Here is a 12608-nt window from a genome sequence, read left to right as displayed (position 1 = left end):
GGTTTTAAATTGGCTTTTTTCTAAACCTCATCTAATTTTAGAGGTCCTTTAAAAAGGCAGGAATTCCTGCCTTTCTTTTATAAAATCGTATAATGAATGAATCGATAGTTTTAGTGAACGGAAATGTAATACTTCATAGAAATCGCGTTTTGAAGGACTTTTTACGACTATGAATAAAGTAGAAATTAATAAATGGTATATTCATTCATCACGATATTATAAATCCATATATTTACTGATCATCGGAATCAACTGTTGCTTACGAGACATGATTTTTTCATCAAATCCTGAACAAGTATCAAATGGATTTTCCAAAATTGAATTCATGATAAAGGATTGAGGTCCACTATAAATAAATAAAGTTCCTTCTCCTTTTACATTAGTAAACATCATGATCATTAAATCATATTGATTTTTTTCTTGATACAATCGAATAGATTCTTTAAATTCATTTAAACGAGGTTGAATATCTTTCAAATCACTGTAATTTGTTTGTCCAACAGCAAAACAATACTTTCCAAATCGATATTCTTTCAAATCTCGTTCAATAACTTCAATAATATCTACGTTTTCTAAATTTACAGAAGCTTTTAATAAACAATTAGCATATTCATCTATATTCACATGAGCAATACTAGCCAATGCATATGCATTTTCTATATCCTTTGAAGTCGTTGTTTCTGATTGAAAATACAACGTATCTGATATAATCGCACTCAACATCATTCCTGCTATTTTTTTTGAAGGTTTATATCCTCTTTCCTGATACATTTGATAAATAATGGAACACGTACATCCACATTTTTGATTTCGATATTCAATTGGCTTTGTGGTTTGGATATCTCCAATATGATGATGATCAATGACTTCAATGATTTCTCCTTGTTCTAAGTGATCAATGGATTGACTCAAAGAACTATGATCTACCAAAATAAATTGATTGGGCTGATAATTAAATAAATGATATCTGGAAATAGATCCCACTAAATGATTGTTTTCATTGACAACTGGATAACTACGAAATCTTGTTTTTACAATACTTTCTCGTGTTTCATCCACAAAATCATTTTCCATATAACAAACTACATTCTTAGACATAATCAATGACACTGGAAAGGCATAATATATAGCTAATACTATTTCTTCTAGTGCCATTTTACTATCGAGTAAAGTAATATTTCTTTTCTTTGCGATTTCAATGCACGTTTCAAAATCTTTTCCTGGTTTTTCTATAAAAATAATCATTGTTGGATTTTTTTGAAGTGCAATTTGAATATGTTTACTATGACAAAGAATAATGGAATGTTCTTCAATTTCATCGTCTTCACTACTCAAAAAAACAATTCTTCCTGTAAAATCAAATTTTCCTTTAACGATAACATCACTTTTTGTATCTTTACTAATATGTTCAATACTACTTTTTGACAATAAAACATCCAATTGTTTTCGATTTAATAATTTTAAAGAAGCTAAATCTCCAATGGAAACAATGCCCTTTAATTCTTTATTTTCAATAACATACAATGTTTTATTATTTGTTTTAACAATTTCTTTAAAGGCATCGTTACAAGAAGCATGCATAGAAATCATAGCAGGTTCATCCATTTGGATGTCTTTTAATAAAGTACGTGCATCACTTAATAAAATTGGTGCATCCACTTGAAAATAACGCGTCGCAAATTTAGTTTCTTCGTTTAATGTTCCCAATCGAGCAGCAATAACTTCTATTGAAGACATTACCTTTAATTCACAAATTGCCAATGAAGAAGCAATGGAATCCGTATCTGGTTTTTTGTGCCCAATGGCATAAATTTTTCCCATATTATTTATCGAATAAAGCTTTTACATCGATAATGCCTGTTTGTCCTGCTTTTAATACTTCTTCCATATTCAAGTCTTCTCTTGATGAAAGATATTGAAGAAGCATCGGAAAATTTAATCCAGCAATGACATCAACTTTATCTAAATCAAAATTTTTGAAATTACGAATCACACTGTTACAAGGTGTTCCATAGGCAATGTCACAGAAAATAGAAACGCCATCTCCTGTATCAACGCTTTGAACCGCTTCTAAAATACGATTCACATATTCATCTGGATCTTCGCCTTCTGCTAAACAAACCGTTATGAGTTGTTCAATTTCACCAAAAAACATTTTACAAGTTGAAACAATTCCATTGGCAAATTCTCCATGTGTGGCAATAACTATACCTTTCATATTTTCCTCCCTATTATTTATACATCCCCTAATAAAGTGGATCCCGAACAATCTAGAATAGCCCCGTTACATTGAAATGCTTTATCGGAACATAAAAAAGCAATACAATTTCCAATTTCTTCTGGTTTGGCATACTCTTTAAATGGAATATGAGAAATGGCTTTTTGATAACGAGCCGAATTTGGATTGGTTCGATCATTTATTACATATCCAGGAACAACTGCATTAACATGAATCCCATCTCGTATCACATCATGGGCCAATCCTCTTGTAAATGATGCATTGGCGCCTTTAACAGTAACATAAGCTAAATTATGATAGCTTCCTGTCCAAAATATAGATTTTGTTAATACATTTACAATGTGTCCTGGTTTCTTTTGCTCTTTACAGTGTTTGACAAATTCACGACAGCAAATCATCATGGATTCAATGGAACCGGCTTCTGCGCCTCTGAATTTTTCAACTGAAAATTGTTCAATAGGTCCATTGGAATCATTTAATTCATTGACATTATTGACTAAAATATCGATTTTTTTCATTTCTTGTAAAGATAAATTAAATAAACGAAGAATATCTTCTTCTGAATTCATATCCGCCTGAATCGCAATCGCATGGATGCCATAGGTGTTTTCAAGTCGCAAAGCCAATTCCTGTGCTCTTTGTTTTGAATGAACATAATTTATAATAACGTTGCAGCCTTCCTGCGCAAATACTTCACACGTACCTGCACCTATTCCTCTCGAAGATCCTGTCACTAATACAACTTTTCCTTTTAATCCTAAATCCATAATTTACTCCAATAAATTTTCTTCAATAAATTGTCCGACTCCATCTTCATCATTTGATAAACAAATATAATCAGCTACTTTCTTTGTGTTTTCGCTTCCATTTGCCATACATACACCAATCTTGGCAAATTTAAGTGCTTCAATATCATTTTCATAATCACCAAACATCATTACATTTTCCCGACTTAGATTTAAGATATCACAAACTATTTCAAGTCCTTTTCGTTTGTTTATGCCTTTTGGAGCAATGTCAATCAAAGTATCACCTGAAACAATAATAGAAATATCTTGATTGGTATAAGCATATTGAATGACTTTTTCATAAGATTTTTTATCATCAAATTGTGGCATGATTTTTATGGCTTTAAACTCTTTTAGTTGATGGATATCAAACAATTCTTCTATTGGCTTGTTTTTTCGAAAATGATGAAAACCAGAATTGACAATTTCTGTTTCATTGCTTCGAACAATAAAGTCAATGTGATTGTCCATTAAAAATTGAACACAATGCATCATAGATTCTATTTCAAAAGTATTTTCCTGATAAAGAATCTTTCCATCCCAGCTATATATTTGTGCTCCATTGGCACAGACAACCGGTGCATTGGCTTGAATCAGACATTGTACTTTTTCTAATCCTTTAAAATGCCGTCCCGTTAAAAAAGTGACAAAATATCCTTGTTCCTTAGCTCGATTCAAAATATCAATATTTCTTTTTGAAATTGTGTCTTGTGAATTCACTAATGTTCCATCTAAATCCATGGCAATGAGTTTGATGGTTTCAAATCGTTTCATTGTCGTCCTAGACGTTCTTTTGCTGTTTCTAACCATTCTTTGAAAGAAGGATTCTCTAATACTTCTGGATTGACAATGCCCATAATTGGCTTTCCATCAATTAAATCTTTGATTCGATCAAGTACTAGTTTAGGAGATCCTGTTGTGGATTCGATAGTATTTCCAGCGCGATGTGGTGTAAGTGTTACATTGTCCAATGTCAAGAACGGAGAATCAGCAGGTAAAGGTTCTTGATCAAATACATCTAAACTTGCCCCGGCAATACGATTTTCCTGTAATGCTTCCAATAAAGCATCTGTATCCACTAAACCAGCGCGAGCTGTATTGATTAGATAAGCCGATGGTTTCATCAAAGAAATTTGTTCTTTTCCAATCATATGATAAGTTGAAGGAAGCAAGCGAGCGTGTACAGAAACAAAGTCAGCTTCTTTAAAGACTTCATTTAATTCAACTAATTTTACGCCTTTTTCCTGTGCTATTTCTGGTTTTACATATGGATCATACGCAATAATATTCACATCAAATCCACTTAATTCTTTGGCAACCAATTGACCAATATATCCAAATCCAACCAAACCCACTGTTTTTCCATGTAATTCATATGTTGTTTTATAATTTGCTCTTGAATTCAATAAAGTCGCATGATGACTGCGAGCAATATTTCTTGTTTCAGCCAGTAACATACCTACTGTATATTCACTCACTGCATGGGCATTGTGTCCATTGGCATTGATAATCAGAATTCCTCGTTCTGTTGCTGCTTTAACATCATAGTTTTCCAATCCACCACGAATAGCACCAATCAAATGACAAGATTTTAATGCATCCAGGTTTTTAGCTGAGAAAGGTGTAAAAGTCGCAATAACGATTTCTGCATCTGGATTTTGTATAAAACCTTCCGGTGTATCAAAATCATCCGGTCCATCTGTTTCAACTTTACGAATTAAATATCCCAAGTCATCGCCTTCTTGTAACCAAGGTCCTTTGACTAATTCAACGTTTTTTCCAAGTGAAAGCGCATTAGGAACGATGTATTCATCCATGGCTCCGCCTTCATCCATATAAAGAACTTTCATATTTTCCTCCTTTTATAAAAGTATGAATGGAGCATAGCCCCATTCATTTTTTCTACCAAATATTTAATAATACACCAATGATGACAACCAATAAGTAGATCAACATCAATTTAATACTTGATGCTTTCTTTCCTTTTTCTAAGTATAAGTAACCACCAATTAAGAATAAGAATGGAACCAATCCTGGTAAAATAGAATCAAATAATCCAGGTAAATCCAATACGTTTCCACCAGATAATTCAAGAACCAATGTAGGTTGAATATTCACATAATTTGCTCCTAAACAACCCATCATCATCATTCCCAAAATACCAGCACCAACAACAAATTTATCTAACCAGTCTCCTTTTAAGACTTTTAATACCGCTGTTTTTCCTTGACTATATCCAGTATGGAATAAGAATAAAGATAAAGCGATGAATAAGAATCCCATTGCGAAACTTAATAAACATAATGGAGATCCTTCCATACCAAATCCAGCAAAGATAGATGCCCAAATTGGAGAAACTACATAACCGATGATTGTATCTCCTAAACCTGCCATAGGCCCCATACAAGATGTTTTAAATGTCGTAATGAAAGATCCATCAATAGGAGCTCCATTTGCTTTTTCTTCTTCCATTGCCATGGAAGCCGAAAGAATAATAGAACCACAGTTTCCTTCTGAAATATAAACTTCCAAATGACGTAATAAAGCTTCATCCAATGCTTCCTGATCATCGGCATATAATTTCTTCAAACAATGAATCATAGAAGCACAAATACCATTTGCGTAGTAATAAGAAATACTTTGTGTTGCTTTTTGGAAGAAATGTTGTAAGTACCAGAAAAGCGCAAGGTCTTTTTTACTTAATGTCTTTACATTTTTATTTTCTTCTGCCATAACTCTTTACCTCTACTTATTGTCCTTTACTTTATGAGCACCACTGATGGCATCCTCACTCATATTGGAAACAATAATAACTGCAACTAAACAAGCAACAACTGCAAACATCAATGTAGACATATCTGGTAAAATGACACAGATAAAATATCCTAAAATAAACCAAGGAACTAATTTTTTAGATCCAACAACACGTACACAAGAAATAATACCAACAGCTGGTAAGATTTGTCCTAAAATAGTTAAGGAACGGTTTAACCAGACTGGAATAAAGTTCAAAACAACTTCGGCATTTGTTCCGTGACAAGTCAAATAAAGAATAGCGGCAACAGGGATAACAGACATAGGTAATTTAATTAATCCAGGTGCTCCATATGCCCAGAAATACATTTGATTGTATTTATGTTTTTCAACACATTTCACCATGAATTCATGTGTTACTGTATTGATAACATATCCTGTATTGTTGATAACAGATCCTAACATACCAAATGGAATGGCTACGGCTAAGGCAGTTCCTAAATCTAGATTTAACTTCAATGTTAGTGGAATGGCAATTAAAGCTGCCAGTTTTTTATCAGATGGAAGTGTTCCACCAACGGCAACAACACCCATGAATGCCAATTCAATTGTTGCAGCAACTTGGAATCCTTTTGCAGGATTTCCACAGAATAAACCAATAATCAGACCCATCCAATATGTGTCTGTTGCGACCATAAGACATTTCCCATAGTCAGAAGTGGTTAACCAGTACCAAATACCGATACCTATACAACCTAATAAACTCATATTTTTTCTCTTTTCTTTCCTTTTTTTATAACTTATTAATGGCTTCTACGATGTCTTGTTGATTATCTTCAGGAACAGCCTGAACATAAACATTAACACCTTTTCCAACTAAATCCTTAAACATAGCTTGTTCGTCTTTTGTTAAGTGAACCGTATTATGTACTCTTTCACGTCCTTTTGTCATTGGAACTTGAGCTACGTTTAATGATTCATACTTCAATCCCGCATCCCATGCTTTACAAGCAGTGGCTGGTGTTTTAAATAAAATGATAATGTTTCCATCACCAAATTGATCCTGATTCCATCTTTCTACTCCTTTTTCAATTGTGTAGCATTCGATGGCAGTTCCTGGAGGAGCAACTAAATTAAACATTTCCACCATGAATGGATCATTGGCGACTTCGTCTTCAACAATTGCTACTTTTGTAGCATGTAATAATTTGATCCAACGTCCAGCAACTTGTCCATGCACCAAACGGGCATCGATACGTGTCATTACGATCATATGAATTCTCCTTTCTATTTTTTACACCAATTTTCATTGGTTGTTATCAATGATTCCAAAAAATCTTGCAGCGTTGTCTTGCTTCGTTTTGTTAATATGTAACTCGAAATAATCAGGGCAATTAATAGAATAAAGAAATTAATGGTTCCTGGTTTTTTTTGAATCCAAAACAAAATACACAAAACAACTAAACAAGCAATGGCTATATAAGTGGATAAAGACAAAGAAGTAAGTGATTTATAGACTTTGATATAGTTTTCATTTTTTTCTTTGTTGAATAACATCAAATCCACTAAAATTTCATTGTTTTCTTTGGAAATTTTATTTAAAATTTTTCTTTTTTCTTTTGGCTTTGTTTCTTCTTTTTTGAATATATCAAGGTCTTCTTTGTATTGATTCAATAAAGTAGAAATCGCTTTTCTTTCAATTGTCTTATCCATAAAAATCCTCATTAAATTAAAGAACGGAACATTTCTTTTACATCTTCTGGATGAACACGACCAAATCCAAAGAAATTTCCATCGTGATCAAATTTAACATATCCAACTAATTCATCTAATTGTTCTTCTGTTACGGTATCTACTTTTGCGTATTCACGAATCGTAGAAGGCATTCCCATATCATCTAACCAAGCTCTAAAACGATTGATTCCTTCTTGAGCAACAGCTCTACGATTTTCTGGATCATCTGGTACATCAAATACATTTGTTGCCAATTGGGCAACACGATCAATAGTTTGTTCGTCTTTATCAATTGCCAATTGCAGACAAGCAGGCATAACAACTGCTAATCCAGCTCCGTGTGTACGATGGAATACATTTCCCAATGCTTCTTCTAAAAAATGACTTGTAGCCGATAATTTTCCACGTCCAATTCTTGTTACATCGTTATGAGAGAAAGATGAATTTAATAACAATTCAGCTCTTGCTTCATAATTTGTTGGGTCTTTAACAGCAATTGGACCAAATTTAACAGCCGTACGCATTGTTCCTTCACAATATTGATCCGCTAAATAGGATGTTTCATATGTTAAATAGGAATCAAATGTATGGGCAAAAATATCAGTAGCCCCTGCAGCTGTCTGGAAAGAAGGAACTGTATAAGTTAATTCAGGATTCATCAAAGCAAAGCGAGTACGAATCGCATTGTTCATAAATCCACCTTTTAGACCATCTCCACCAGGTAAATCATTTTTGATCATAGCTGAACCACTTGTTTCACTTCCAGAAGCAGCAATTGTTGAAATAGCACCAACTGGACCCATTTTTTGTGGACGACGTTTATGTGTGAAGAAATCCATAACATCACCATCATCAACCATTCCCAATGCAATGGCTTTTGCTGTATCGACTGTGCTTCCTCCACCAATGGCTAAGACAAAGTCAACGCCTTCTTTTTTTACTAAATCCAATCCGACATACACTAAGCTGGCATTTGGATTGGGTTGTACGCCTTCTAATTCTACATAAGAAATATTTGCTTTTGTTAAGACATCGACGATTCGATCAAATAAGCCAGAAGCTTTGATGAATCCTCCACCATCCATAACAATTAGTACTTTTGTTCCTCCGTATTTTTTTACATAGTCAGCAACTTGTAGTTCTGCATCTTTTCCAAATACGATTTCTGTTGGCATATAAAATGTAAAATTCGAAAATCTTTTTTCCATTTTGAACTTCCTTTCCATTACTCATTTGAAAGATTCAAATGAATCTTTCAAATGAAATATTTCTTCAAATGCTTAAATAAAGGAGAGATAATAAGTTGAATGTTTCATTTGAAGATGTATTATAACAACAATCCACCTGTAATATCGACGATTGATCCAACAGCTACTTGATTTTGTTCACTGGCCAAGAAAGCAACCACTTGTCCAATTTCAGTTGGTTCCGCTAATTTATGTGTAGGTAATTTAGCCAAACGGCGTTTTACATTTGGATTTTCTAATTCTTCTGGTTTACCAGTAAATAAAGAATTTTTGGCAGATCCTGGCATTACACCATTAACGATAATTCCAGATTCTGTTAATTCAACGGCCATTTGTTTTGTTAAAGCCATTAAAGCCGCTTTTGTTGTTGCTAAACAAACATGTCCAGCTGTTGTTGAAGATACTGCCGCTTTTGATAAAATATTAACGACTCTTCCTGATTTTCCTTTTGCAATGGCACGATTTGCGAATTCCTGGCTCATCATAAAAGTTCCAATGAAGTTAACTTCAACATTTTTTCTTAATTTATCCATTGGCATTTCTGTAATTAAAGCATTTGTACTTGGTCCTGTTAATCCGGCATTGTTGACTAAAATATCAGCGCCTCCATATACTTCATCTGCTGTATCAAATACTTTTTTTACATCATCTGGATTGGAAATATCGCCTTGTACAAATGTTACACTTGTATTGTATTTTTCAGCTAATTCTTTGGCATAGGCTTCACATTCTTCTGGACGAGCTAAGTCATCAATGATAACATTGGCTCCTTCGCGTGCAAAGATTTCAGAAATTCCTCCACCTACACCACGAGCACCACCAGTCACAATGACTGTTTTTCCTTTAAATCCTAAATCCATATCGATCTCCTATTCCTTAAAATTTATCAACTTGACCAAATACATGCATGTAGTGAATGACTTTTTCTTTGTAACCTGCTTTTAAGTTTTTCATTCCCTTACCAGCATCTGTAACACCTGCTTCATTCCATTTATCAGCAGCATTTGTTAGTAAGTCTGTACAAATATTGATTTTACTAATTCCAGAACGAGCAGCTTGTGCTAATAATTCATCACCTGTTCCAGATCCACCATGTAATACTAGAGGGATATCAACTTTTTCACGACATTGTTTTAATAAATCAAAATCAATGAATGGAGTTCCTTTATATTGTCCATGTGTTGTACCAATGGCAATAGCCAATGCATCGACACCTGTACGTTCTACATAGTCTTTACAATTATTTGGATCCACTAATCCAGCACGAATTCCTTCTTCATCATCCCCCATACCAACGTGTCCAATTTCACCTTCAACAGAAACACCAACAGCATGTGCAATTTTTACTAATTCAGCAACTTCTTCAACATTTTGTTCATATGGTTTGTCAGAACGATCTGCCATAATTCCAGTGAATCCAGCACGAATAGCCCAGATAGCTTGTTCGAATGTTCCTCCATGATCTTGTTGAATAGCAACAGGAACTTTTGCCTGCATAGCTAATCTTTCATAGATTCTTCCTTGTGATACGATATCTGGATGTTGTGGAAAGTTAACATCTAGAATGACAGCTGTATGACATTCTTCTGCAGCTTCGATAGCAGCACGTGCAAATGTTTCATTATTGGCATTTGGTGCAATGACAGCAAATCCACCTTTTTGAGCGGCCTCTAAAATTTCTTTTGAACTAACTAACATATTTTTTGTAACCTCTTTCTTTCTGTTCTTTTGACAATTTGAATATACAATGAATTGAATTTTATTGTTTTTTTGTTTGTATACAAAAAATGAAGTTTAGTAAATTTCAAATTTTTATGAAATTTTAAAAATTTGAAATCTTTAACAGCTTCTTTGAAATATTTCGTGAATTTTCTTCTTTGTATTATAATAAAAATGAAAGGAGACCTTTATGATATCGAAACGACAATTTGAAATTCTGAATCGCTTATATACCAATAAAAATGTCCAAATGAATCTAGAACAATTAGCAAATTTTCTAGATGTGAGTTCACGTACCATTCGTTCTGATTTAGAAGCCATCCAGGAAGAATTAAAAAATGAATCGATGTCGGTTTCCATTATTCGAAATAAAGCTGTTTTACAAATTCTTGATGAAAAAAAAGCAGAACAATATATGGATCAATTATCTTCTAAGACACAGAAAATGATTCATTTTGTGGATGAAAATCAACGAGCAAAATACATTATTGAAAAAATGTTGTTGTCAAGTAAAGACTATATCAATATGGATGACATTGCAGATGAACTCTTTATTTCTCGTTCTCGTTTGTCCAATGATTTAAAAATTGTACAAACGATTTTAAATAAGTACGATCTTCAACTGGATAAATTAAGAGGTGTTGGGATTCGTGTTTTAGGAGATACACTCAATAAACGGAATTGTTTAATTAAAGAAAGTACAGTGGTTGTAGCTGAAAACATCAAGAAAATTCGCAATGAAAAATACAATCACATGATTGAAAATGCGGAAGAAGTGGTAACAGATGTATTAGTAAATAATAACTATATTTTATCGGATATTGCGTTACAGAATTTAATTGTTCATGTGGCAGCCACTGTGGAAATGCTTCTTAGAAATCATTTAATTGAATATGAAAAAGAAGAAATTGCCTATGGTGCTTATTTACATGAATACGACATTGCCAAAAAAATTTTTTCACAATTTCAAAAGAAATTTTATTTTCCATATAATGAAAGAGAAATTCAATTATTGGCTATCAGCATTCATGGCAAAAGAGAATATGATAACAATGACTATATTGCTAATGAATTGAATAATAAAGTATACAAAGGTTTAAAAAGAATTAAAGAACGCTTTCATATGGATTTTAGTGTTAATATTAATTTACGAATTTCTTTGGCGCTTCATTTAGAACCCTTAATTACTCGATTAAAAACGCATTCACAATTAGAAAATGTATTAATTTATGATGTTAAAAAAAGTTATCCACTGGCTTTTGAAATTGCGACATGTTTCATCAATGAAATTTATCCAGAATATATGAAAGAAATATCCGACGATGAATTGTCTTTTCTGGCATGTCATTTTGTTGGACAATTAGAAGAATTGAGTAAAGAAGAAAAAAATAAAATGGTTTTAATTGTAACTAAACAAAAAAAGAGCAACATTGTTTTATTGCGCCAGCAATTAAATAAAAAATTTCCTTCGATTCAGTCCATCGATATTTATCATGACTACAATAGTTTAGAGCTGGATTTAGATGCCTATGATTGTATTTTAGTTACAGAAAAAGAATTGACAACTTTAAATGAAAACTGTATTTTTATTCATTATTTCATCAATACCGAATATGAAGAAACACGCATTGCTTTGTCTTTAGCTGGTTTTAAAGTCAATGATTTTTTAAATAAATTTTCGAATCAGCTCTTTCAGATTTCTTCTTTCCATAATAAACAAGAAGTATTGATTTCTCTTTGTCAGCAAGCTTTAAAAGCAGGTGTTGGAAATAAAGATTTACTTCCTTCTTTGCAGTATCACGAAGACAATAGTTCTTCTTATTTTGGCAATCACATTGCGATTTGTCATCCTGAAGATTCTATTACCGATACAACTTTTATCAGTGTTATTATTTCGGATTCTATGATTCAATGGGATTTACATGAAGTGAATTTCGTAATGTTTTTAAGCATAGAAAAAAATGATATTCAGCAATATAAAAACTGGAACTATATTTCTTTTATAATTTCCGATGAAAATAATATTCATTTATTGCATCAAAGTACTTCTTTTGATCAATTTATTCAAACATTAAAAGAAATTTTTAAATTGACCGTATAATGGTCAATTTTTTTATTGACTTTAAA

General features: G+C 32.7%; 13 protein-coding genes. 1 reads left to right on the top strand and 12 read right to left on the bottom strand.

The features are described 5' to 3' along the window. Window positions 1–216: 216 nt before the first annotated feature. From ACI32A_RS04815 to ACI32A_RS04760, 12 genes are all read right to left on the bottom strand, one after another. Window positions 217–1821, bottom strand: coding sequence for a putative manganese-dependent inorganic diphosphatase (locus tag ACI32A_RS04815; RefSeq protein WP_439753897.1), 1605 nt, complete (start codon window positions 1819–1821; stop codon window positions 217–219). 1 nt (window position 1822) lies between these two features. Beyond that, window positions 1823–2218 (bottom strand): PTS sugar transporter subunit IIA, encoded by a 396-nt coding sequence (locus tag ACI32A_RS04810; RefSeq protein ID WP_439753896.1) that lies wholly within the window; start codon window positions 2216–2218, stop codon window positions 1823–1825. 17 nt (window positions 2219–2235) lie between these two features. Beyond that, window positions 2236–3006 (bottom strand): SDR family NAD(P)-dependent oxidoreductase, encoded by a 771-nt coding sequence (locus tag ACI32A_RS04805; RefSeq protein ID WP_439753895.1) that lies wholly within the window; start codon window positions 3004–3006, stop codon window positions 2236–2238. Between the two features lie 3 nt (window positions 3007–3009). Next, window positions 3010–3801 carry an HAD family hydrolase gene (locus tag ACI32A_RS04800; protein WP_439753894.1) on the bottom strand — a complete coding sequence of 264 codons (792 nt, stop codon included), beginning with the start codon at window positions 3799–3801 and terminating at the stop codon, window positions 3010–3012. Then, window positions 3798–4877, bottom strand: coding sequence for a 2-hydroxyacid dehydrogenase (locus tag ACI32A_RS04795; protein WP_439753893.1), 1080 nt, complete (start codon window positions 4875–4877; stop codon window positions 3798–3800). The genes ACI32A_RS04800 and ACI32A_RS04795 overlap by 4 nt, the downstream gene beginning before the upstream one ends. 52 nt (window positions 4878–4929) lie before the next feature. Next, complete coding sequence (locus ACI32A_RS04790; RefSeq protein WP_439753892.1) at window positions 4930–5760, bottom strand: PTS system mannose/fructose/sorbose family transporter subunit IID; 831 nt, start codon at window positions 5758–5760, stop codon at window positions 4930–4932. Between the two features lie 12 nt (window positions 5761–5772). Continuing rightward, window positions 5773–6549 (bottom strand): PTS sugar transporter subunit IIC, encoded by a 777-nt coding sequence (locus ACI32A_RS04785; protein ID WP_439753891.1) that lies wholly within the window; start codon window positions 6547–6549, stop codon window positions 5773–5775. Window positions 6550–6574: 25 nt separating this feature from the next. After that, complete coding sequence (locus ACI32A_RS04780; protein WP_439753890.1) at window positions 6575–7054, bottom strand: PTS system mannose/fructose/N-acetylgalactosamine-transporter subunit IIB; 480 nt, start codon at window positions 7052–7054, stop codon at window positions 6575–6577. A gap of 14 nt (window positions 7055–7068) precedes the next feature. Next, on the bottom strand, window positions 7069–7494 hold the full coding sequence (locus tag ACI32A_RS04775) for a hypothetical protein (RefSeq protein WP_439753889.1): 426 nt from the start codon (window positions 7492–7494) through the stop codon (window positions 7069–7071). Between the two features lie 11 nt (window positions 7495–7505). Then, window positions 7506–8723: an iron-containing alcohol dehydrogenase gene (locus tag ACI32A_RS04770; protein WP_439753888.1), complete on the bottom strand. Its 1218-nt coding sequence runs from the start codon at window positions 8721–8723 to the stop codon at window positions 7506–7508. Between the two features lie 119 nt (window positions 8724–8842). Next, window positions 8843–9622 (bottom strand): SDR family NAD(P)-dependent oxidoreductase, encoded by a 780-nt coding sequence (locus ACI32A_RS04765; RefSeq protein ID WP_439753887.1) that lies wholly within the window; start codon window positions 9620–9622, stop codon window positions 8843–8845. Between the two features lie 16 nt (window positions 9623–9638). Beyond that, window positions 9639–10460, bottom strand: coding sequence for a class II fructose-bisphosphate aldolase (locus tag ACI32A_RS04760; RefSeq protein ID WP_439753886.1), 822 nt, complete (start codon window positions 10458–10460; stop codon window positions 9639–9641). A gap of 211 nt (window positions 10461–10671) precedes the next feature. Here ACI32A_RS04760 and ACI32A_RS04755 point away from each other — a divergent pair, with 211 nt between their 5' ends. After that, window positions 10672–12582 carry a BglG family transcription antiterminator gene (locus ACI32A_RS04755; protein ID WP_439753885.1) on the top strand — a complete coding sequence of 637 codons (1911 nt, stop codon included), beginning with the start codon at window positions 10672–10674 and terminating at the stop codon, window positions 12580–12582. The last annotated feature ends 26 nt before the right edge of the window (window positions 12583–12608 follow it).

Source organism: Floccifex sp., assembly GCF_051873555.1.
Taxonomy (GTDB): Bacteria; Bacillota_I; Bacilli_A; order Erysipelotrichales; family Erysipelotrichaceae; genus Floccifex.
Note: the sequence above shows the minus strand (reverse complement) of the source record. Positions and strands in the feature narration are given on the sequence as shown.

Coding starts and splice junctions, on each gene's coding strand:
- ACI32A_RS04780 (WP_439753890.1), bottom strand. CDS start 7,054: ATGATCGTAATGACACGTATCGATGCCCGTTTGGTGCATGGACAAGTT.
- ACI32A_RS04765 (WP_439753887.1), bottom strand. CDS start 9,622: ATGGATTTAGGATTTAAAGGAAAAACAGTCATTGTGACTGGTGGTGCT.
- ACI32A_RS04805 (WP_439753895.1), bottom strand. CDS start 3,006: ATGGATTTAGGATTAAAAGGAAAAGTTGTATTAGTGACAGGATCTTCG.
- ACI32A_RS04785 (WP_439753891.1), bottom strand. CDS start 6,549: ATGAGTTTATTAGGTTGTATAGGTATCGGTATTTGGTACTGGTTAACC.
- ACI32A_RS04790 (WP_439753892.1), bottom strand. CDS start 5,760: ATGGCAGAAGAAAATAAAAATGTAAAGACATTAAGTAAAAAAGACCTT.
- ACI32A_RS04810 (WP_439753896.1), bottom strand. CDS start 2,218: ATGAAAGGTATAGTTATTGCCACACATGGAGAATTTGCCAATGGAATT.
- ACI32A_RS04755 (WP_439753885.1), top strand. CDS start 10,672: ATGATATCGAAACGACAATTTGAAATTCTGAATCGCTTATATACCAAT.
- ACI32A_RS04760 (WP_439753886.1), bottom strand. CDS start 10,460: ATGTTAGTTAGTTCAAAAGAAATTTTAGAGGCCGCTCAAAAAGGTGGA.
- ACI32A_RS04775 (WP_439753889.1), bottom strand. CDS start 7,494: ATGGATAAGACAATTGAAAGAAAAGCGATTTCTACTTTATTGAATCAA.
- ACI32A_RS04770 (WP_439753888.1), bottom strand. CDS start 8,723: ATGGAAAAAAGATTTTCGAATTTTACATTTTATATGCCAACAGAAATC.
- ACI32A_RS04795 (WP_439753893.1), bottom strand. CDS start 4,877: ATGAAAGTTCTTTATATGGATGAAGGCGGAGCCATGGATGAATACATC.
- ACI32A_RS04800 (WP_439753894.1), bottom strand. CDS start 3,801: ATGAAACGATTTGAAACCATCAAACTCATTGCCATGGATTTAGATGGA.
- ACI32A_RS04815 (WP_439753897.1), bottom strand. CDS start 1,821: ATGGGAAAAATTTATGCCATTGGGCACAAAAAACCAGATACGGATTCC.